The organism is Oceanospirillum sp. (assembly GCF_982874595.1).
In genome coordinates this window covers 1-21,222 of sequence record NZ_CEYNZH010000060.1, presented here as the reverse complement: position 1 = coordinate 21,222, position 21,222 = coordinate 1, and the positions used below count along the sequence as shown (strand labels likewise).

The 21,222-nt window shown below is 49.0% G+C and carries 18 protein-coding genes; 7 read left to right on the top strand and 11 right to left on the bottom strand.

Annotation, left to right across the window (positions count from 1 at the left end; all coding sequences use genetic code 11):
• The 4 genes from AC4GL5_RS16560 to AC4GL5_RS16545 all read left to right on the top strand — a co-directional run.
• Positions 1 to 781: DegT/DnrJ/EryC1/StrS family aminotransferase (locus AC4GL5_RS16560; protein WP_490383913.1), on the top strand; the 781-nt coding region annotated here is incomplete at its 5' end.
• Positions 782 to 1,516 carry a WbqC family protein gene (locus tag AC4GL5_RS16555; RefSeq protein WP_490383912.1) on the top strand — a complete coding sequence of 245 codons (735 nt, stop codon included), beginning with the start codon at positions 782 to 784 and terminating at the stop codon, positions 1,514 to 1,516. It begins immediately after the preceding gene.
• A complete protein-coding gene (locus tag AC4GL5_RS16550; RefSeq protein ID WP_490383911.1) occupies positions 1,516 to 2,181 on the top strand; it encodes a class I SAM-dependent methyltransferase in 666 nt (221 codons plus the stop codon). Before AC4GL5_RS16555 ends, AC4GL5_RS16550 begins: the two co-directional genes overlap by 1 nt.
• Complete coding sequence (locus AC4GL5_RS16545) at positions 2,178 to 2,852, top strand: PIG-L deacetylase family protein (protein ID WP_490383910.1); 675 nt, start codon at positions 2,178 to 2,180, stop codon at positions 2,850 to 2,852. The genes AC4GL5_RS16550 and AC4GL5_RS16545 overlap by 4 nt, the downstream gene beginning before the upstream one ends.
• A gap of 159 nt (positions 2,853 to 3,011) precedes the next feature.
• Here the strand turns inward: AC4GL5_RS16545 and AC4GL5_RS16540 are convergent, their stop codons facing one another.
• The 11 genes from AC4GL5_RS16540 to AC4GL5_RS16490 form a co-directional block, all read right to left on the bottom strand.
• Positions 3,012 to 3,299, bottom strand: a complete 288-nt coding sequence (locus tag AC4GL5_RS16540; protein WP_490383909.1) for an encapsulin-associated ferritin-like protein — start codon at positions 3,297 to 3,299, stop codon at positions 3,012 to 3,014.
• An 88-nt stretch (positions 3,300 to 3,387) separates the two neighbouring features.
• Positions 3,388 to 4,509 carry a 23S rRNA pseudouridine(2604) synthase RluF gene (gene rluF, locus AC4GL5_RS16535; protein ID WP_490383908.1) on the bottom strand — a complete coding sequence of 374 codons (1,122 nt, stop codon included), beginning with the start codon at positions 4,507 to 4,509 and terminating at the stop codon, positions 3,388 to 3,390.
• 100 nt (positions 4,510 to 4,609) lie between these two features.
• Positions 4,610 to 4,861 carry a TIGR03643 family protein gene (locus tag AC4GL5_RS16530; protein ID WP_490383907.1) on the bottom strand — a complete coding sequence of 84 codons (252 nt, stop codon included), beginning with the start codon at positions 4,859 to 4,861 and terminating at the stop codon, positions 4,610 to 4,612.
• Between the two features lie 57 nt (positions 4,862 to 4,918).
• On the bottom strand, positions 4,919 to 5,242 hold the full coding sequence (locus AC4GL5_RS16525) for a hypothetical protein (RefSeq protein ID WP_490383906.1): 324 nt from the start codon (positions 5,240 to 5,242) through the stop codon (positions 4,919 to 4,921).
• Between the two features lie 190 nt (positions 5,243 to 5,432).
• Positions 5,433 to 8,015 (bottom strand): EAL domain-containing protein, encoded by a 2,583-nt coding sequence (locus tag AC4GL5_RS16520; protein ID WP_490383905.1) that lies wholly within the window; start codon positions 8,013 to 8,015, stop codon positions 5,433 to 5,435.
• 102 nt (positions 8,016 to 8,117) lie between these two features.
• Entirely contained in the window at positions 8,118 to 8,915 is a 798-nt protein-coding gene (locus AC4GL5_RS16515) for a response regulator (RefSeq protein ID WP_490383904.1), read from the bottom strand.
• A gap of 161 nt (positions 8,916 to 9,076) precedes the next feature.
• Positions 9,077 to 10,231 (bottom strand): DNA polymerase IV, encoded by a 1,155-nt coding sequence (gene dinB / locus AC4GL5_RS16510; RefSeq protein WP_490383902.1) that lies wholly within the window; start codon positions 10,229 to 10,231, stop codon positions 9,077 to 9,079.
• A gap of 98 nt (positions 10,232 to 10,329) precedes the next feature.
• Positions 10,330 to 11,574, bottom strand: coding sequence for an EAL and HDOD domain-containing protein (locus AC4GL5_RS16505; protein WP_490383901.1), 1,245 nt, complete (start codon positions 11,572 to 11,574; stop codon positions 10,330 to 10,332).
• A 221-nt stretch (positions 11,575 to 11,795) separates the two neighbouring features.
• Entirely contained in the window at positions 11,796 to 13,052 is a 1,257-nt protein-coding gene (locus AC4GL5_RS16500) for a uracil-xanthine permease family protein (RefSeq protein WP_490383900.1), read from the bottom strand.
• An 89-nt stretch (positions 13,053 to 13,141) separates the two neighbouring features.
• On the bottom strand, positions 13,142 to 13,771 hold the full coding sequence (gene upp, locus AC4GL5_RS16495; RefSeq protein ID WP_490383899.1) for a uracil phosphoribosyltransferase: 630 nt from the start codon (positions 13,769 to 13,771) through the stop codon (positions 13,142 to 13,144).
• Between the two features lie 133 nt (positions 13,772 to 13,904).
• Positions 13,905 to 14,243 (bottom strand): hypothetical protein, encoded by a 339-nt coding sequence (locus AC4GL5_RS16490; protein WP_490383898.1) that lies wholly within the window; start codon positions 14,241 to 14,243, stop codon positions 13,905 to 13,907.
• Between the two features lie 418 nt (positions 14,244 to 14,661).
• Here AC4GL5_RS16490 and AC4GL5_RS16485 point away from each other — a divergent pair, with 418 nt between their 5' ends.
• The 3 genes from AC4GL5_RS16485 (at position 14,662) to AC4GL5_RS16475 (ending at position 21,148) form a co-directional block, all read left to right on the top strand.
• A complete protein-coding gene (locus AC4GL5_RS16485) occupies positions 14,662 to 16,416 on the top strand; it encodes a flagellar assembly protein A (RefSeq protein WP_490383897.1) in 1,755 nt (584 codons plus the stop codon).
• A gap of 254 nt (positions 16,417 to 16,670) precedes the next feature.
• A complete protein-coding gene (locus AC4GL5_RS16480; RefSeq protein ID WP_490383896.1) occupies positions 16,671 to 18,011 on the top strand; it encodes an efflux RND transporter periplasmic adaptor subunit in 1,341 nt (446 codons plus the stop codon).
• The gene (locus tag AC4GL5_RS16475) at positions 18,011 to 21,148 is read left to right on the top strand and encodes an efflux RND transporter permease subunit (protein ID WP_490383895.1); all 3,138 of its coding nucleotides are present in this window, start codon (positions 18,011 to 18,013) and stop codon (positions 21,146 to 21,148) included. Before AC4GL5_RS16480 ends, AC4GL5_RS16475 begins: the two co-directional genes overlap by 1 nt.
• Positions 21,149 to 21,222: the final 74 nt, after the last annotated feature.

The following is a 21,222-nucleotide window of genomic DNA, read 5'->3' as shown; positions in this document are numbered from 1 at the left end:
CAGCAGCCTGGAAAATGCCGTACAGCTTGCCGGTGCGATCCCGGTTTACCTGGATGTTCACCCGGGAACGACTGAGCTCAACTTTGATAATTCAGAAACATTTGATCTGCTGATTCACCCCCACCTTTTTGGCCTGCCAACTCGAATACCAGACCGGTACAGACGCATCACAATTGCAGACTGCGCACAAGCACTGGGCGCAACACTGGATGGTCGCCCGGTTGGCCGTGAATCTCCGGTATCCGTATTCTCATTTTATGCCACAAAGCTTATGACCAGCGGTGGGCAGGGCGGTGCAGTTATGTTTGAAGACCGCTTAATGGCAGACAGGCTGAGAGACTTTATCGATTTTGATACCAAGTCTGATGCACAACTGCGCTTTAACTTTCAGATGACCGATTTACAGGCCGCGGTTGGTCAGGTACAGCTAAAACGATTTTTCAGCGAATTCATCACACAACGTGAGCATATTTTCACATGCTATAAACATCTGGGTTTACCGCTTCTGGAACCTCGGGAGGCAGGCTTAAAAGCCGTTCGATTCCGAGCAATTATCTCTCTTGATAACCCCGATACGCTTATCGCACTGCAAAGCCATCTGCACCAGCACAACATAGCTTCAATTATTCCGGTAGAAGCCCACGAAGTGCTTGGCAGACACACTCAGAAAGCATTTCTCGGTGCGGAGTACAATACAAAACACATGCTGTCTATCCCATGTTATCCCACACTGAGCACCGCTGAGCTCGATGCTATCTGCAGCGCAATAAGGGTCTTTTAGATGATAGTATCGATTAATCAACCCGCATATTTACCCTGGTTGGGTTACTTTGAAAGAATCCTGTTATCAGACATACATATTGTTCTGGATGACGTCCAGTTTGAAAAAAACAGTATGACAAACCGCAACAGGGTATTAACAAACGGGCAGGTAGTCACTCTCACCATACCGTTAAAAACCAGCGGACGATTCGGAAACCTAGCAATTAAAGATGTGGAAATAGACCACAGCCGCAACTGGATCAAAAAGCACCGTAAGACCATCAGCCAGGCTTATGCAAAGACACCTTTTTATACTGAATTTATGCCAATTCTGGATGATTTTTTCAACACAGCAGATCAGTGTAAGTTTCTGGGTGAGTGCATCAGAAAAAATACTGAGACTTTGCTTGATTACTTAGGGATACAAAAGAGCATCATCTATGCTTCTGAAATCCACTATAGCGGTAAAAAAAGCGACCTGGTTCTGGATCTGTGTAAGAAATTTAACGCCAATACGTATATTTCAGGTCCGTTTGGCCGCGATTATCTCGATATAAACAGCTTCAGAGAAAGCAATATTGATCTGCTGTTTCACGATTACCAACACCCGGAGTATCCGCAAAAATCAGATCACTTTATCTCGCATTTATCGGTACTTGATTTGATTTTTAATTGCGGCAAAAATGCAGTTCGCTATCTGGACAAAAAAGAATCTTCAGCGACAAACCCACTAACAAATATAAGGGAACAGTAATGGGATTTTCTAACGAATGGGAACAACAATACGCATCAAGTAATCATTTGAGTCGCTGGCCTTGGTCCGATCTAGTCTCTTATGTCATGCGCTATGCCCGTCCGACTGGCAGTGACTTTAAAGTGCTTGAGGTTGGCTGCGGAGCGGGTGCCAATATCCCTTTTTTCCTTAGCCTGGATGTTAACTATACCGCTGTTGATGGCAGCGCAAGCACCATCAACAATCTGAAACAAGCTTATCCTGAACTGCAGGATGCACTGCACGTGATGGATTTTTCAAAAGAACTGCCGGCCGGAAAGTTTGACCTGATTATTGATCGGGGAGCGATTACTCATAACGATACACAGGGCATTACTTCGACCATTTCCAACATCTATGAAGCATTAACGGAACAGGGAAAATTTATCGGCATCGACTGGTTTTCAACCCGTTACTCAGACTTCAGCAACCCGGAAGCCTGCATTGAACAAGTTGACGAGTGGACGCGCACTTTTAACTCCAAAAGCCGCTCTTTTGCCAATCTGGGCAATGTTCACTTTTCTGACAAAGCCCACCTGGAAACACTCTTTTCCGATTTCACGCTCAGCCACATGCAGCATAAGATTATTGAAGACGGGACTGGCTGGGAGCTTGCGTCCTACAACTTTGTAGCTGACAAGAAATGAAAAAAGTCTTGATCGTTGCGGCACATACTGACGATGAAGTGCTAGGCTGTGGCGGCACCATTGCGCGCCACATTGCCTCTGGAAATGAAGTACACCTGTTGTTTATGACCGACGGTGTCAGTGCCCGGGGCGTTCAGAGTGCCGCCGCTCAACTCAGACTGGAGTCAGCCAAAAAAGCGGCCCAAATACTGGGAACTCACTCCTCTAAAAACCTATGCTTTCCGGATAACCAGATGGATGCAGTCCCCCTGCTCCACATCGTCAAAGAGATTGAGCAGGTTATTTCGGAATTAAAACCCGACACCATCTATACCCATCATGCCAGTGATCTCAATATTGACCATAAAATCACGAACCATGCGCTTATGACAGCCTGCCGCCCTCAACCTGGCCTGAGCGTCAAAGAGATCTATGCTTTTGAAGTTCTCTCAAGTACAGATTGGCAGCAGTCAGACTTGCCCCCTTTTATCCCAAATCTTTATGTCGATATCGCGAGTTATCTGCCACAAAAAAAAGAAGCGCTGCAGGCCTACGACGCTGAGATACGCCCTGCACCGCACAGCCGGAGCTATGAGCATATAGAAATCCTGGCAAAACACCGTGGGTACAGCGTGGGACTCCAAGCCGCCGAAGCTTTTATGCAGCTACGCAGGCTTGATACCGATTTTTGAACGATTTTAGCTTATTGAAGACTTATCACCTCTTGCAGACTTCCAGAGTGCAATAGTATTCCGATGCTTTGGAGCAGGAATTGCCCCCCCCCCGCTTTGAGTCAAGGCGGGGGGCTTTACGGGATTTAAAAGAGAACCTGTTTTCAGTCAGGTTAGCGTTTAATCGTGGGCAATCTTTTTATCGGTAAACAGATAATCTTTTAATTCTTTATCCATCACCTTATCACGGCGACGAATCCACTCCATCACCATTGCCGCATGTTCTTTCTCTTCATCGCGGTTATGGACCAGGATCGCCTTCAGCTCTTCATCTTTGCAGGCATCAATGCGTTGGTTGTACCAATCGACCGCTTCCAGCTCTTCCATTAATGAAACAATCGCCCGGTGCATATCCCGGGTTTCATCAGATAACTCACTTACGGGCTCGTGATAACCTTCGTGTGACATGGGTCCTCCTTATCTCTGGGAATAGAAGTTCTTTTACCCTAACGGCTCACAGGAAGAGTTTCAACCAAACCGTAGCGTTCACCAACGCTTAACGTTGCTTACCGCCTTTTCCCATTTTGGCCGGAGTCCGCTTACCCGCTGGTTTACCTTTAACCGCACCTTTGCCCTTGCCTTTCGCCGCAGCAGCTGCCGCACGGGCCGCTACTTTACCCGAGAGCTTACCGCCTTTAATCGCACCTTTGCCGGTGGTTGGTTTAACCGGAGGACGCTTACCTTTAGCAGCGGCGGCTTTACCCCGACCAGCCCCTTCGGGGCGACTATCGCCTCGTCCACCGGCCTGCTGACCACGTACCGGACGCTTGTTCTTGCCTGTGACACCTGTGTTCTGACCGCCCGATGAGTGATCACCACGGTTATTGCCTTTGCTGCCAGCATTACGGTTGCTGGAATTTTTCGCCCCCTGACTGCGACGCCCTTCCGGTGCTTCTGAACTGGAATCTTCCACCGCTTTCAACAGCTCGGTCAGTTCCTGTTCCGTCAGGTCACGCCAGTCGCCTAACGCCAGACCTTTCAGGCTGACATTCATAATGCGCACCCGCTCCAGCTTGACCACCTCGTAACCGAAGTATTCGCACATACGGCGAATCTGACGGTTAAGCCCTTGCACCAGTGTCATGCGAATCAGATTAGGGCCTTCTTTTACCACCAGGCATTTTTTGGTCATGGTACCCAGAATCGGCACACCATTGGCCATACCCTCTACCGCCTCATCACTGATCGGGCGGTTCAGGGTCACCAGATACTCTTTCTCGTGGTTGTTACCGGCGCGCAGCACCTTGTTCACCAGATCACCGTTGTTGGTGAGAAAGATCAGCCCTTGCGAGTCTTTATCCAGTCGGCCAATAGGGAAAATCCGATGACTGTGACCGACATAATCGACGATGTTGTCCTTCTCAGAACCTTCGGTGGTACTGACAATACCCACCGGCTTGTTGAGGGCGATAAAGATAAAATCACCATGCTCCGGCGGCTCAATCAGCTGGCCGTTGACCTTGACTTCATCACCGTGGGAAACGCGATCCCCCACCTGAGCTCTCTTGCCATTGATATACACATTACCCTGCTCGATAAAACGATCCGCATCCCGACGGGAGCAGATACCGCTTTCACTGATGTATTTATTGAGACGGGTGGTGGTGTTAGGCAACATAAAAACTCATCTTAAAACGGTGGCAATCGGAGCCACTAAGGATATAGAAAAGGCAGTAAAAAGTCAGTTTACGGAAGCCGATTACCGATATTCTGACTCTTTATCTGTGTTTGTATTGCGTTGGGCAGTAGCCTCGGCTCACGCCTTGCGGCCGTAACTGAAGATGTTTGGTGTTGCGGCCTCTGACACGCTTGCGCCAGAGTCTGAAACTGGAGGGTTTAAGGCTGGATTGCATCAGACTGATCACCGCTTTTTCCGGTAAACCAAACTGATGTTCAATGGCCTCAAACGGGGTTCTGTCTTCCCAAGCCATCTCAATAATGCGGGAATGTTCATCCGGGGTAAAAGTCATGCGTATCACCTTCTCAAACAAGTGGATCAGGTGATACGAAAGATCGGACGATAAGGTTTACGCCATCACAAACTTGAACATCAGTAAAAGAAAGGAGGTCATTATCAGTGCAAACCAACCAATGAACCGGGTTATAGCCTCAGACAGCTGCACGCCGATTACTGGGAAAAGAATCATCGCCAGTGCCAGCAAAGGCAGAAAGCCAAACAGGCGACCCGCATAAAAACTGCCCTCACCGACTGCAGGCGGCACCATCTGATAAAGCACCTGATAGATCAACATCAGAAGAATCGCCAGAATCTGCTGTGCGCCGATCTGGCTGTTTGGCGTTAGCGTCATATAGGCTAACGCCAGTGTGATAACCATCATCCCTTCAAACATCACGACCTCCTGTCGTTTTTTTGAGCTGAGTATCAACTATGGCACTCAATAAGCAACGGAATTCTGTAGCAAGTCTTCAACTTTACCGACGGACAAGCCTCTTTTGTTTATAGTCTAAGCGGAAGACTTGCTCATCTGAACAGTATTCGTTGATGCCATGGATTCGCCTAAAATACTTTAGTTCAATCGATTAAACGCCGGAAACAAGGGGGTTCCAACCTTCAGACAGCCATTGATGCACCTGCGCCTCGGACTCTGCCTTAGCAAACATAAAACCCTGCCCCTCATTGCAGTTATGGCTCTGCAGGAAGCTCAACTGATCCTGATTTTCAATTCCCTCAGCAACAACTTTCAACCCCATCCCTTTAGCCATAGCGATAATGGTTGAGGCCAGTCGGGCATCATCTTCATTATGTGCAACATCTGTGACAAAAGTGCGATCGATCTTAAGCGCATCCAACGGAAGCCGGCGCAGATAACTCAAAGAGGAATAACCTGTCCCGAAGTCATCAATGGAGATTCGCAGCCCCTGCATACGTAAAGCATGAAGAATATCAGCGATACGATCTGCCTGTTCCGGAATAAAACAGCTTTCGGTAACCTCAAGCTCCAACCAGTGAGCCTGGACACCGCTATTCTGAACAATGCGTCGAACCGTTGCGGCCAGATCCCCCTTCATAAGCTGCTGAACAGAGATATTTACCGCAATAGGAACAACCTCCAGGCCAGCTTTATGCCAACCCATGAGGTGACGACAAACCTCTTCCAGTACCCACTCACCCAAGTGACCGATCAAGCCCAAGCGCTCCGCCACAGGAATAAACTCCGCCGGAGAAACCACTAACCCGCTACTCTTGTCGTGCCAGCGCAGCAGGGCTTCAAAACCGATCAGTTTGCCGCTTTTCAGCTCAATTTTTGGCTGATATTTCACCTGAAACACCTGATCTTTGATCGCTTTGCGAAGCCGGGTTTCAATCGTCAGCTCTCGTACGGAGTCATGATGCAGTGAGTCGGTATAACGGTGGAAACTCCCTCGACCATCGGCTTTGACCCGATACATGGCCGCATCAGCATTCTTGATCAGATCCTCAGAGCTCATACCATCATCCGGGTAGATACTGATACCGATACTGGTGGAGATATAGAGCTCGTGACTGCCAATGGAGATGGGTTCACTGATCGATTCATTGATCCGTTGGGCCAGAACCATCAGACCTTCCATAGTCTCTATCTCCGGCACCATAACGGTAAACTCATCACCGCCCAGCCGGGCGACGGAATCCCCTTCCCGAACCGTGTGCGCCAGACGTCCGGCAACCACTTTCAGCACTTCATCGCCAACCACATGTCCCAGAGAATCGTTAATGCGCTTAAACATATCCAGATCAAGAAACAGTACCGCCAGACGGTGCTGATGGCGCTGGGCGTTGGAGATCGCCTGCTCCAGGCGATCCTGAAACAGGCGGCGATTGGCAACCCCGGTCAGATCATCAAAAAAGGCCAGGCGGCGGATGCGTTCTTCATCTTTCTTACGGTCGGTAATATCGCTGAAAATAGCTGCAAACTGTGCAATATCGCCTTCATCATCATAGATCGCCGTAATGGTCAGCCATTCCGGGTAAACCTGACCATTTTTACGTCGGTTCCAGATCTCTCCCTGCCAATAACCGTTGCTTTGCAGCTCAGTCCAGAGATGCTGATAAAAATCGGGAGAATGGCGACCGGAGCTCAGCAGCTTGGTACTCTGACCAATCGCTTCCACCTCACTGTAACCGGTCACCTGAGTAAACTTGGGATTAACCGACTCAATAATGCCGCGCTTGTCGGTAATAATAATGCCATCAAGACTGGCCTCGATGACCCGCTGAGCCAACCGAAGATGGGCAGTAGATGCTTTTAGAGCTTCATCACGGGACTGCAATGCCTCCTGAAGGCGGTTGACATACTCGTACTCAACGCTATCCAGAATATCACCGTAGGAGAGGATACCGATCAGGCCACCACGCTGATTGATCACGCCAAGATGTCGAAAACCTTTCTGCTTAAGGAGATTACTGGCCTGCAAAAGCCCTGTCTCTTCATCAACAGCATAGAGTTCGTTATTGCAGACATCCCGCAGGGATTTTCCGGTCACACCGGAGGCAATCCAGTTAACAATATCCCGCTCGGTAATAATGCTATAGCGTTCAGGGTCGTATCGTCTCACCGCCGCAGCATCTCGCTGACTTTCGCGCAAACGGTTAACCGCTTCAGCCAGAGACAGCCTTTCATCCAAAACCAGTGGGGCCTGATTGAGTGCTGAACGCACATTGCGCATACAGAGATAATGTTCCAACCCCTGAGAACGAATCACATCCGTTTGGGAAACAACACCAATCGGACCGTGATTTTTATCAGTCACAAGAAAGTGACGACGACGCAGACGCTGAAACTTGAGCGCGATCTCACTCAGGCTTTCTTCACCGTCAACAGTATCCACCGGAGAGCTCATATAATCGCCAATCCGCTTTTCACCCAGAAGGTGATCTGCGAAATCCAGCTTTCGGGCATCTGCTTCGGTCCAGATCCCCACCGGCTCACCCGAATCCATGACCAATATGGAACTGACATGGTGTTTATTCATTTGCAAAGCGGCATCGTGCAACGTTGCATCAGATGAGCAACTCAGCAGACTGTGATGAATCACTTCACGCACAGGAACATCCGTGGTGAAGGTCATACGACGATCCGGGAGGATCGCTTGAGAGGGCTTTTGCTTCAATTCAAATACCATTAAATACTCCGGCTACGACACATCCCTGTTATGTGCCGGTTGACTGTATGCGGGTCTGACCTGTCAGTAAATTACCGACAGGGCATCTATCGTAGGGCAGACTCAACCATCCAGCAGAGAAGCCAGCAGGCCTTTCACCTGAGTTACTTCAAAAGGTTTATCGCAAAGCGCTGAAACGCCAGCCTGTTTTACCGAGCTCAGACGGGTTTCGTTTTCTTCAGAGGTCACCATCAGAATAGGCACATGGGACAACTCCGTCTCGTTGCGGATATAGCTGATCAGTTCCTGACCATCCATATTCGGCATGTTGTAGTCCGTCAGAATCAGGTCAAAGGATTGGTGCTCGATAATATTACGGGCATCAAGGCCATCTACCGCTTCTGTGATATCACTGATACCGATCTGGCTCATCACACGAGCCAGATGCTTACGGGCCATGCGGCTGTCATCAACAATAAGAACCCGCAGGCTCTCAACATCGTATAGATCTAGGGACAGTTCATCCGGATTGATGTAATCGATGGTTGCCAATAAGGCGCGATGAAGGTCGTTGCGGGTGAAAGGCTTAGGCAGTAGTGCCAGTACTTTAGACTGACGGACCGCTTCGAGATTATCGTAATTCTGCTCACTGGAAACCACCATAACAGGTACATCGGCCGTCAGAGGGTCCCGCTGTAAGAGTTCAACCAGCTCAGCCGCAGTAGCGTCCGGCAGGTACATAGAAGTGATCAGAAGATCCGGCTGAAACGTTTTCAGACGAGCATAGGCTTCACGGGCACTACCGACACCCTCGATATTGTTTACACCTTCTTCAACGAGTTCATTAATGATGATTTTTCGCTGGGTATTAGAGGGTTCTACCAGAACAATAGACAGATCCTGAACGGCCAAGCTTTCCATAGTGCAACACTTCCGGGGGCTAAAAATGTAAACATGAAAATTTAAAGTTGATTACGCCATCCTATGCAATTTGACTCAAAATATCACTAAGGAAAACAGGGAGATGAAGAAAAAAATATCCATAGCATCATGGATCACCTGTGAACACCCTGTAAACCGGTTCAATCAGAAAATAAACAGAGCTGTTCAGAAGGACCGGCGGGGTCCCTTAAGCGCACACCGATACCCAGAAGCCGAATATTCAATGACCCACGACTGACAGCCTCGCGTACCAGAGGCTGAAAAAAATCTTTATTAAGCCATGCCGGGGCATCATTCGCTTTAACCTCACTGAGGTTATGCCGGAGTCCGCCAGGATCCCCTGAAGATGCGGTCTGTCGCCCTGCTCCGCCCCCATACTCGGCACTGAACGCTGTTTCTACTGTGGTTGAGGCAAAGTCAGCAAAGCGGACTTTAGCAAAGACACTGCGAATCTGACGATCTTCGTAACCCTGATAGCGCCTTGCCAATATGGGAATCAGCCGATCAAGAGCCTCATCCAGAGCAGACTGCTGAGTAATATTCTCTGAATAGGTACGTTCAACACTGACGGATTTTCGGATGCGCTCGGTGATAACTTCCCGGTAGTCCTCTCCTCTGGCACGCTGATACAAGGTCAGACCGAACTTGCCAAACATCTCAGTTAACTGCTTAACGGTCTTTTGCTGCAGATCAGAACAGGTTTCAATACCAAGGCGCTTCATCTTCTCCTCTGTTACCTTGCCGACGCCATGAATACGGCCAACAGGCAGCTTAAGGATAAAATCATTAACCTGGTCAGGAGTAATTACAAACAGGCCATCAGGTTTTTGCCAATCGGAGGCAATTTTTGCCAGAAACTTATTACCGGCAACTCCCGTCGAGATAGTCACCCCGGTACGTCTGATAACTTCGCTTTTCAGCCAGAGGGCCATGCGGGTAGCACTACCCTGAAAGTCTGTCACATCAGAGACATCCAGATAGGCCTCATCAATAGAAACTACTTCAACACGATCCGTCAGCTCATAAAAGACCTCCCGAATCGCACTAGCCGTGGCTTTGTACTCCTCCATCCGTCCATTGCAGAGAATAAGGTCCGGGCAAAGCTTCAGGGCCTGCCCCGTAGGCATAGCCGAGCGCACCCCAAAAGCACGGGCGGGATAGTTACAGGTTGCAATAACCCCACGCTTGTCGGCATGACCGCCAACGGCGATAGGTTTATCAATCAGGGAGGGATTATCACGCATCTCAACAGCGGCATAAAAGCAGTCACAATCAGCGTGAATAATTTTGCGCATACCTGCAACCTTCAATACTGTACAGATATACAATTCTAATCTATTTCAGCAGCCCCGTCAGCGACTCAGAAAAATTCAGCTTACAGCACTATTAAAGCTTACGTAGCAACACCAACGACCTCATCAGCCCAGGCCATGGCCTCAACATAACACTCTGTGAGCACATTTCGCTCAAAAGCACTTTGCTCAACATAGACCCAGTCTGCCTTCTCATAGGCTTCTATCACCTTTAGCACCTCCCCCAAATTACCCTCATAGCCAATCAAAGCTGACTCAACACTTGGGTGCAAAGAGAGATCGTCTAAAATAGACGGCAGTGGGCGATCAAAAAAAGCATCCAACATGGAAAGCAAACCAACCGTAAAATAGCTTTCTTTTGGGTGCTTACCCGTTTTCTCGGCCAGACACTCGCACATTTTCGCCCGGAGCAAAGCAATCGGCATCAGCGTATCGCCACGACGGCTCGAACCAGCCAATACCATCATACTGACCAAAGACTTCAGGTTATCAAAGCCCAGAAGAACAATCGCCTGACGCAGACTTTCAATCTTTCGGGGTAAAGAATACTGAGCAGAATTGATATAGCGTAAAATCCGGTAATAAAGCTGAGGGTCTCTTGAGATTTGTTGCTCAATCTGAGTTACATCCGGGTCAGCCTGATGCAGCATAGCCATCAGCTGAGTCAGTACGATGCCACTATCCGATTTTGGACGGCTTTGCATCGTTTCCGGCTTGGAAAGAAAATACCCCTGAAACAGAGAAAAACCCATCGCTTTACAGGCTTCGAACTCTTCCCAGGTTTCAACTTTTTCAGCCAACAGGGGAACATTAAGGCGCTTAAGAATAGACACTCTTTTTTCCAGCACCTCAATCGAACAAGCCATCACATCCAGCTTAATCAGATCAGCATAAGGCAAAAAAGGCTTTGTCTCCTGCGTCAGCACAAAGTCGTCAAGTGCGATCTTATAGCCTCGTGCCCGGAGGCTTTTCAGACTGGCCAGCACTTCCGGGGTAGGCTTAATATCTTCCAGAACTTCAAGCACAATTCGCTCTGCAGGCTCCGGCAGCATGTCGCCTTTTAACAGCCACTCATCCGTCATATTAATAAAAACAGGGTGCTTATCAGCCAGACGATCAATGCCTATATCCATAAAAGCAACGGTGCAGACCCGTGCAGTTGCTTCATGGGGGCTACTGACACTGGCATTAACCGTTGTAGCGTTGTTCCGATAAAGTAGTTCATAGGCAGCGAGCTTAAGATTCTGATCACAGATAGGTTGACGGGCAATACAATAGTCTTCCTGCACGTCACGTCCAGATTGAACTATCTCTTTCTCTTGCATAAATATTCCACCCTAAGCTCGCTTAACCTAAATCACACCGCCTGTGGCCGACGCTTGATTCCCTTGAAGCGCATAAAATGAACCTTTGATAGTATTACACTTTCTTAGACTAATCTAATATCTATATATTTCTCAGGGTATCGACACATAACGCACCCAAATAAAAAAACCTCCGGCACAAGCCGAAGGTTTTTATCGTAATGGCCAACCAGTACAATTGTTTATTTTACATCGTCTTCGCCAAGGTGTTTTGGCAGAATCAGGTTCAGAACAATACCAACAATGGCACAAAGACTGACACCCTGAAGGCTGAAATCACCACCACCGATATACATACCACCAATACCAAATACCAGAATCAGAGCAACAATACTGAGATTGCGCGGCGCAGTCAGATCCTGACCGGATTTCACCAAAGTATTCATACCGACAACGGCAATAGAACCAAACAATAGAGTCATAATCCCACCCATCACAGGTACAGGTATCGTTTGCAGAATAGCCCCCATCTTCCCAACGAATGCCAGCACGATGGCAAACACCGCGGCCCAGGTCATCACAACCGGATTGAAGTTTCGGGTCAGCATAACCGCACCGGTAACTTCGGAATAAGTTGTATTGGGCGGACCACCAAACAGAGCAGCACTGGAAGTTGCCAGACCATCACCCAATAAGGTGCGATGTAGGCCGGGCTTTTTCAGGTAATCTTTCCCGGTTACCTGACTGATCGCCACCATATCACCCACATGCTCAATTGCCGGGGCGATGGCAACGGGAACCATAAACAGAATCGCCTGCCAATGGAATTCAGGCAAAGTAAAGGATGGAACAGCAAACCAAGCCGCCTCATGAACCGGTACAAAGCTCACCATCCCCATAAACAGAGACAACAGATAACCAGCAACAACACCGGCAAGAATAGGAATCAGGCGAAGCACCCCCTTGGAGAACACGGCAAACAACAGCGTCACAACCAGAGAGAACATAGAAACAATGATTGCTTTGTCGTATGCCACAAGTACCGCAGAACCATCGCCGGTTTTCCCCATCGCCATATTCACAGCAACCGGCGCCAATGCCAAACCAATCACCATGATCACCGGACCAACAACAACGGCAGGAAGAATTCGGTGCAATACATCGGCCCCTTTGACGCGAACAATGCCGCTCAACAACAGATAGGCCATACCTGCCGCCAGCAAACCACCCATAGTGGCTGGAATCCCCCAGCTTTGCACACTGGCAATAATTGGCGCGATAAACGCAAATGAAGAAGCAAGAAAAACAGGCACCTTACCACGGGTTACAATCTGAAAAATCAGAGTACCAAAACCGGCAGTAAACAAAGCAACGTTGGGATCAAGACCGGTCAGCAATGGCACAAGTACCAATGCACCAAAGGCGACGAAAAGCATCTGCGCCCCGGTCAGAATTGTTTTAGGAGAGGTCGCCGAAGCGAACTGAGTTTCAGAGGTCATGTCACACCCGGATTATTTTTTTAATAGAAAAGCTTTTCAGAGAGGAGAAGCCCTGCCCGGCCATAGACTGAGCAGGACAAAGAACAACCTTAAAGGGTACCAAAGATCTTATCTCCGGCATCCCCAAGACCTGGAATGATATACCCTTTGTCATTCAGGTGATCATCAACCGACGCCGTAAAGATCTCCACATCAGGATGCGCTTCCAGGGTACGCTCGACACCTTCAGGAGCCGCCACCAGAACAATGACTTTAATGTCTTTGCAGCCTGCCTTTTTCAGCATGTCGATGGTGGCGATCATGGAGCCACCGGTTGCCAGCATCGGGTCAATAACCAGACTGATTCGCTCATCAATCTTACCCACCAACTTTTCAAAGTAAGGTACAGGTTCCAGAGTCTCTTCATTACGCTGCAGACCAACAACACTCACTTTGGCACTGGGGATCAGTTTCATCACACCATCCATCATGCCAAGGCCTGCGCGCAGAATCGGCACAACAGTAATCTTCTTACCTTTGATATGCTCAACCTGAATATCAGAGCCGTCCCACCCCTTAATAGTCACATGTTCCATTTCCAGACTATTGGTCGCTTCATAAGTCAGAAGGGTGCCAACTTCAGATGAAAGCTCACGAAAACTTTTCGTGCTGATACCGTGTTGACGCATCAGACCCAGCTTGTGCTGAACCAGCGGATGTTTGATTACATGGACAGTCATAGAAACCCTCGGACTAGGAAACTCATAAATTCAAATCGAAGCAGCTGAGCAAAGGCTCAGTTTTAACGGGGGCTAATTATGCGATAGTCTTTTAAACGAAGGTATAGCCTGAGGCAAAAAAAGTGGAAATTGTTTAAGAATTGCTGCCATTCGCAGAAGATTGCGATGGTGCGTAGATATGATCCTGATAAACCAGCTTCTTTTTGGTATTAACTGAACGGTCTTCAGTTGAAAGTGCAAGAATAGCAGACTCAAGACGTGCTTTTCGAAGCTGCTGCTTCAGGGGGAGGCCCTGCCATGCGTTATGCGGTAATGGAGGGAGTTCAAGTTCTTTACGGTCTTTCTCCATCGTGGTGCCTTTATCGAGCATCACATTCAACAAATTGCGCTTCCCGGACATCAACTCTGACAAGAGCACGATACCCAGCAACCTTTTCAGGCGCAACTCGCGAACTTTAGATGAATCAGCCATTAAATACCCTTTAATCCTTATAACTTTGCTTTATCTACGAAGCTAATCTGACATGTTTTACCGCCGCTGCCTCAGGAATGTCCGGCAAAAAGCAGTAAGTCCGATCTGCAATTACATCAAAACCCAGGCAGCAATCTGGAGGGATAATAACCTGAAATATCAGACTTGCCTACGCTAACCCCTTTATTTCTCACGAATATTAATACAAAAAAATAGCATTTCAAAAATGCATATAAAATTCACGCATAGCTGTGCTCAGATCTTAAAAACAGAGTACTAAATACATTTTCTCTTTCGTTAACATAGGTCACACAATGGTAAAAAATCGTTGTCCTCCTATTATAAGTGTGGAATCTGAATACACTTTATGATGAAGTCAGCTAATTAAGACTGTAATTCCTCAGGGCGATCAAACGCTATGAACCCGAACGATAATAACGATAGTCAGACCAATATGGACGTTGCAGAAAAGACACACACTCCGCCTGCGCAAGACCAAGCAGAAAATCAAACCGCACCAGAATCTGTTAACGAAGAAAATTCGACTGGTTTGGATTTTTTTGTTAGTGACAGCGGCAATCGACTCATAGCACGTTTCAAGCCTGGCCCGCAGGCCCTATCTATTTCTACTGATGCGGTTCGTCAAATGATTGCCGAGGCCGGATACAGCGAAGATGATTTTCCGCTCTACGAAGCCCGGCTTAACGATCTTGCGCGAGGTGTGGAGCAACATCGAAGTTTTGAAATTGAGATTGGCGGCCCTGTTGATTCAGAAGTTCATGTTTATGTCACGCAGGACCAGACAATTGCTGGTGTTGAAATTACCCCTGCCTTGGGTAAAGGTCTCCCCCCTTCCCGAGAAATATTTGATACAGCCCTTCAGAAAAACCGTATTTTCCGTGGCCTTGATAACGAGTTAATCGACAAACTCTTTTCCGCTGAAGGTATCCAGAATATCAAAGAACCCTGCTGCTATCTGATCGCTTTTGGCCAAAAGCCCAAAGATGGAAAAGATGGCGAGCTGATTCCTCTGGTTGAAGAAGTTTCAGAACGGCGACCAAAGCTCCTCAAGGGCACAAAAGATCAGGTTGATTTCCGCGAACTGGGTGATTTTCCGGTTTTGCCTGAAGAAACACCACTATTTAAGATTACCGAACCGGTTCCCGGTGAAGATGGTTTCTCTGTAAGCGGTAAAGCCCTGAAGGCCTATCACGGTAAAGAAAAGAAACTGAAACTCGATGCCAGTGTTCGGCCCGACTACGCTGACCGGCACACCTATGTTTCGACCATTAAAGGCATGCCGGTATTTACCGATCAGGGCGTACACGTTGAAAACATACTGAAGCTGGATGAGGTTAATCTGGGCTCTGGCAATATTCGTTTTGATGGCAGTGTCCAGGTTAAACAAGGGGTAAACCCTGGCATGCTGCTGGAGGCAACCGGAGATATCAAAATCGGCGGCCTTGTTGATAATGCGACAGTTGTTTCCGGAGGCAATATCGAAATTGGCGGCGGCATCATCGGCCAGAAATCGCCAAGTTTATCAGCGGACCAACCGACAAAAGAGAATGCTGTTGTACGCGCCAAAGGTAATATCAAAGCCCGCTTTATTCAGGATGCCTGGGTTGAATGCAACGCCAGTATCGTTGCTCAGAAACTCATCATGCATAGCCGCCTCTGGGCAACTGACTCTGTGAAACTTTCCGCAGCTGGGCAACTAGTTGGTGGCCACACTCTGGCCACGGATTATATTGAAGCCGGCCAACTGGGGACCCTTGCATCGGTTCCTACACTGCTTGAAGTCGGGCCTCTGGATGCTGTACGAGACGAAATGAGCAAGGTCCAGCAAAAACTGAAAGAAGGTATGGAGCAGGCAAAACAACTTAAGGCACTGATTCATCGCATCCGGGAAGAAAAGCGCCGCATCTCCCCCGAAAAAAAAGAACAGATTCTCAAAGCCCGGGAAACCATCAGCAATGCAATGGCCGCCCTTGAACAACGACGCCATGAGCTTGAGCAGGAAGCCCAGGCGCGTCGCAAATCAAGAGTAAAGGCACTTAAAAAAGCTTATTCCGGATGCAACATCGTTATCGCAGATACCGGACGGGTACTGAAAGAGGACTTTGGCAAAGTAACCTTCTACCTTGAAGCCGGTGAGATTTTACTGCGCTGACACACACCTGCACGCGCCTCCATGAAGATCGCTTGAAAGGGCTGTTCGGCAACGAACAGCCCTTTTTCTTTTCTCTGCCGTACTCTCAACCCCCCGTCAGAAGCTATAACATACTCCTGCCGCCAAATATTAGAAAAAATCAATATAAAATCTACACCAGAGAGTTTAAGATACGCCGAAAAGATCTTCCGATCCGTACAGGAAGACATTTAACTCCCTGTAGACATTTCGCAGAACTAAAACAAGGATCAAGCATGGGGCTTTCTGATCGCTCAAAAGCGTTTAAACCTTTTTTTGCCGCTTTCTCTATTCTCTTTATAGCCATCTCGATATTTGCACTGCTCAAACTGACAAAGCCCAAACCAGACGCTCAACCGGTCAGTAATAAACGTTGGCCAGTGAGCACAATCATCGCTCAACCTGCCGCTTTTACGCCTCAGGTTAAACTCTTGGGTAAAACCGAATCCCCCTTTCAGACCCATGTCACCTCAGCCGTAAACGGTTATGTCACTGCGATTCATGCTCTGGAAGGAGATCTGCTGCCCAAAGGGCATATCCTGATCGAACTGGATAACCGTGACAGCCAAATTCTGCTCCAGCAAAGAAAAGCAGATCTGGATAACCAGAACGCCCTGATCAACAACGAGAAACTGCAACAAAAGAATAACCTCGCCCTGTTGACGCAGGACCAGGCATTACTGGAGCTGAATCAGGCCAGTGTACAGCGCCTGAAGTCTCTGGTGCGCCAGGGGTCCGCTTCTCAATCAGCGCTGGATGAAGCTCAGCAAGCGCTCATTCGTCAACGAATGACCTTAGCTAACCGGGAGCTCAGCATAAAGAACTTTGCAAACCGCCTGATTCAGCTATCCGCGCAGCGGGACAAAGCCAAAGCACTTTACCAGCAAGCTCAACTGGATCTGGAAAGAACCCAGACAAAAGTTCCTTTTGACGCCCGCATCAGCAGTCTTCTGGTTGCCCCCGGAGACAGGGTCAGTCCCGGAAAAAGTCTAGCAACACTCTACTCTCAGGAGCAGATGGAACTGCGGGCCCAGCTACCCGGAGATTTACTGCACCAGCTGAATGACCTAACCCATGGTGTAAACGATCCCAAGGCACTGAAACTGAAAGCTGTCGCTCATTATCAGGGACAACAGATACCGCTGAAACTTCGTAATCTCAGTGCAGAGGTGCGTGCTGGTCAGGGTGGGATCGATGCTCTTTTCCGTTTTGATCCGGAGTCACCACTACTCAAAATGCTACCGATCGGCCAACCACTGGCTGCAACGCTTTATCTTCCTACGGTCGAACAGGCAATCGCGCTGCCTGGAACCGCCTTTTACGGACAAAACCGTATCTATCAGGTTGCGGATGGCAAACTGGTCAGCCATGAAGTACGCCGACTGGGCACCATTCAGAATCAACAGGGCCAACTCAGTATTTTAATTTCCGCAAAGACAGTTCCCCCAGGAAGTCAGATTCTGACTACCCAGCTACCCAACGCTATTAGTGGCTTACCGGTACGGGTTGTTTTACCGGATCAGACAAAAGAACCATCTGATGATATCCAGCCATCACCCGAAGCGGAGATTAACTGATGCAGCAGGAAGGCTTGGTCAGAGGATTCGTACAACTGTTTACCACCCATAAGGTAGCGGCTAACCTTCTTATGTCCCTGATGATTCTTGCAGGGCTAATGGGGCTGAATAAGCTGAACACCCAGTTTTTCCCGGAATTTGAACTGGATGTAGTGATCGTACAAGTTATCTGGCCCGGTGCCAGTGCCGAAGATGTTCAGGACGCAATAACCATCCCCATTGAGCAGCAGCTGAAAAGCGTTAATTATATCCGCAAGGTCTACGCGGATTCGCGCAGAGGGATGTCTCAGATTCGCCTGGAAGTCGAAGAGTTTGCCGATCTCGACAAGGTTCTGGATGAGGTGAAACAGCAGGTTTCCTACATCACAACACTGCCGGAAGAAGCCGAAGAGCCCCTGATACAACAGGTTATCCGCTACGACGATATCGCGACTCTTCTGGTTGTCGGCCAGAACAGCCGGGAAGAATTGCGCCCCTTTGTGCGGAATATTGAAGATCAGCTCTTACGGTGGGGCATTCGTAAAATCACACTGACGGGAATGCCGGAGCAGGAGATCAGTATTCAGGTTTCGGTAGAGCGCCTGCATGAGCTCGGGATGAATCTGGAGCAGCTTGCCGGTGTTATTCGATCCCGGAGTCTGGATATCCCCGCAGGGATCGCGGCTAAAAAAGACGGCTCACTGCAGATCCGGGGCCTCAATCAGAAGCGTGATGTTGAGGGCTTTCTGGCACTGCCGATCAAAGCCAATCAGAACGGCGAATATCTCTTGCTCCGAGATATCGCTCAGGTGGTGCTGCAGGAACAGGATGACCAGCATCAGATTATCTACGAAGACCGCCCCGCCATTGAGGTTAAACTCCAGCGGTCACTGGCAGATGATACTCTGGAGTCCGCTGAAATCATGAAGCAATGGCTTCAGGAAATTCAGCCCCAGTTACCGGAAGGTATTGAGGTTATCGCCTACAACGAGCGCTGGAAGTTTCTTGAGGAGCGTATTCAGCTCCTGCTCAACAATGGTCTTGGCGGCCTGATTCTGGTTATTGCTATTCTCTTCCTCTTTCTGAATGTACGTGTTGCCTGGTGGGTTGCCGTGGGGATCCCCGTCTCTTTTCTGGCGACACTTGCGGTGCTCTATCTGATTGGTGGCAGTATCAACATGATCAGCCTCTTCGGCCTGATTATGGCCCTGGGGATTATTGTCGATGATGCCATCGTAGTCGGTGAAGACACGCTATCCCATGTCCAGCAAGGCGAACCGGCGGAACACGCCGCCATCGGTGGGGCCCAGAGAATGCTGGCACCTGTAGTCTCCTCCTCTCTCACGACAATTGCCGCATTCCTGCCTCTGTTTATGGTCGGCGGTGTAATCGGCAATATTCTGGTGGATATTCCCATTGTGGTCACCTGCGTTATCGCAGCATCCTTGGTGGAGTCCTTTCTGGTTTTACCCGGCCACCTCAATCACAGCTTCCGTAAGGGGCGTAATCAGAAAGAGAGCCCGTGGCGACAACGATTTGACGCCCGCTTTAATCATTTTCGTGACCATAGCTTCAGACGCATGGTGCGCTATGCAGTCCATCACCGTGCAGCAACACTGGCAACAGCCCTGGGCCTTTTAGTTATTGCCGTTGGTCTGCTCGCTGGTGGGCGGGTTAAATTCACCTTTTTCCCCGTAGTAGACAGCGACACTCTGACCGCTCAGGTACAGTTCACCACAGGTACGCCCCCAGAACAGATCTACGATTATCTGGACAGCCTGACATTGGCCTTGAAAGAAACAGAATCTCACTTCGATCAGAAGCTGGTGGATCATGTGGTGATACATCATCACATGGCGGCCCTGGATTCCGGAGTTAACGGCCAAAGCCTCGGTGATGAATTTGGTAGTCTGACCGTCGCTCTGGTGCCAGCAGAACAACGCCGAATCAGCAACTCAGCACTCATGGCTGAGTGGCGCAATCGAACAGCAGAGCCCGCAGGTCTTGAAAAACTGGTGATCACTCAGCCACGCAACGGTCCACCGGGAAAAGCGGTTGAACTAAAAGTCTCCGGTCAGGATATCAATCTGCTTAAGCAGCTCTCCCTGCAGATTCAGGATCGCCTGAAGAGCTATGCTGGTGTCAGTAATATCGATGATGACCTGCCCTTTGGCAGCCAACAGCTAATCTTCTCTCTGACCCCGGCCGGAGAAGCCTTGGGGCTGGATATCAGCTTTGTAGGGCGCCAACTGAGAGGCGCACTGGAAGGAATTCTGATACAGAGCTTCTATCAGGGAGATGACAATATTGATGTTCGTATCCGTCTGCCGGAAAGCCAGCGCAATTATCTCAGCAGTCTGGAACAGATGCCGATCATTCTGACCAACGGCAACAGCGTTCCCTTAAGTACGGTGGTTAATTTTGAATACCGCAAGGGGCAGGATCTGCTGCGACGAATTGATAGCGAACTATCGGTCATCGTGATGGCTGATGTGGATGATGATATCTCCAACTCCAACCAGATTATCAGCCAGCTGGAACAGGAGTTACTTCCTCAGCTACGGCAACAATATCCGGTACGGATCAGCTATGAGGGTCGAGCCGCCAGCCAGCAGGAAACGATGGCAGATATGAGAACCGGTCTGATTCTGGGTCTCTCCCTTATTTATATTATTCTCGCTTGGGTATTTGCGTCCTATCGCTGGCCATTGGCGATTATGGTCGCGATCCCTTTTGGACTGACCGGTGCTATTTTTGGTCACTTTGTTCAGGGTATGGATCTGACCGTGCTTTCGCTGTTCGGCTTCTTTGGTCTGTCCGGCATTGTGATTAACGACTCCATCGTTCTGATCACCTTCTACCAGAAACTCAGAGCCGAGGGTATGAGGGTGCTGGAAGCGATTGAGGAAGCGGCCTGCCAGCGGCTACGGGCGGTACTGCTAACCTCTCTTACCACGATCGCTGGGCTGACGCCTATCCTGTTCGAAACCTCACTGCAGGCGAAATTCCTGATCCCCATGGCAACCTCTCTGGTCTTTGGTCTGGCCTTCGGCACCGCTTTGATCCTTCTGGTAGTGCCTGCAGTACTGGTACTGATTGAATTCAGGAGTGTTCAGCGCGAACAAAAGAGCGCTGATGGCCTAACACCAGAAGCCTGATCTTAGCTCTAAAACGTCCGTGTCTAGTCCTGATATAAGTTGACACTTTTTTACAGCGCCCGATGAACCTCATC

What these genes read in the sequence shown, in the direction of transcription:
- AC4GL5_RS16555 (WP_490383912.1), top strand. Translation starts at nt 782, where the DNA reads ATGATAGTATCGATTAATCAACCCGCATATTTACCCTGGTTGGGTTAC.
- upp (WP_490383899.1), bottom strand. Translation starts at nt 13,771, where the DNA reads ATGACTGTCCATGTAATCAAACATCCGCTGGTTCAGCACAAGCTGGGT.
- AC4GL5_RS16520 (WP_490383905.1), bottom strand. Translation starts at nt 8,015, where the DNA reads ATGGTATTTGAATTGAAGCAAAAGCCCTCTCAAGCGATCCTCCCGGAT.
- AC4GL5_RS16480 (WP_490383896.1), top strand. Translation starts at nt 16,671, where the DNA reads ATGGGGCTTTCTGATCGCTCAAAAGCGTTTAAACCTTTTTTTGCCGCT.
- AC4GL5_RS16525 (WP_490383906.1), bottom strand. Translation starts at nt 5,242, where the DNA reads ATGTTTGAAGGGATGATGGTTATCACACTGGCGTTAGCCTATATGACG.
- AC4GL5_RS16545 (WP_490383910.1), top strand. Translation starts at nt 2,178, where the DNA reads ATGAAAAAAGTCTTGATCGTTGCGGCACATACTGACGATGAAGTGCTA.
- AC4GL5_RS16550 (WP_490383911.1), top strand. Translation starts at nt 1,516, where the DNA reads ATGGGATTTTCTAACGAATGGGAACAACAATACGCATCAAGTAATCAT.
- AC4GL5_RS16530 (WP_490383907.1), bottom strand. Translation starts at nt 4,861, where the DNA reads ATGACTTTTACCCCGGATGAACATTCCCGCATTATTGAGATGGCTTGG.
- AC4GL5_RS16540 (WP_490383909.1), bottom strand. Translation starts at nt 3,299, where the DNA reads ATGTCACACGAAGGTTATCACGAGCCCGTAAGTGAGTTATCTGATGAA.
- AC4GL5_RS16515 (WP_490383904.1), bottom strand. Translation starts at nt 8,915, where the DNA reads ATGGAAAGCTTGGCCGTTCAGGATCTGTCTATTGTTCTGGTAGAACCC.
- AC4GL5_RS16485 (WP_490383897.1), top strand. Translation starts at nt 14,662, where the DNA reads ATGAACCCGAACGATAATAACGATAGTCAGACCAATATGGACGTTGCA.
- AC4GL5_RS16505 (WP_490383901.1), bottom strand. Translation starts at nt 11,574, where the DNA reads ATGCAAGAGAAAGAGATAGTTCAATCTGGACGTGACGTGCAGGAAGAC.
- AC4GL5_RS16490 (WP_490383898.1), bottom strand. Translation starts at nt 14,243, where the DNA reads ATGGCTGATTCATCTAAAGTTCGCGAGTTGCGCCTGAAAAGGTTGCTG.
- AC4GL5_RS16500 (WP_490383900.1), bottom strand. Translation starts at nt 13,052, where the DNA reads ATGACCTCTGAAACTCAGTTCGCTTCGGCGACCTCTCCTAAAACAATT.
- dinB (WP_490383902.1), bottom strand. Translation starts at nt 10,231, where the DNA reads ATGCGCAAAATTATTCACGCTGATTGTGACTGCTTTTATGCCGCTGTT.
- AC4GL5_RS16475 (WP_490383895.1), top strand. Translation starts at nt 18,011, where the DNA reads ATGCAGCAGGAAGGCTTGGTCAGAGGATTCGTACAACTGTTTACCACC.
- rluF (WP_490383908.1), bottom strand. Translation starts at nt 4,509, where the DNA reads ATGTTGCCTAACACCACCACCCGTCTCAATAAATACATCAGTGAAAGC.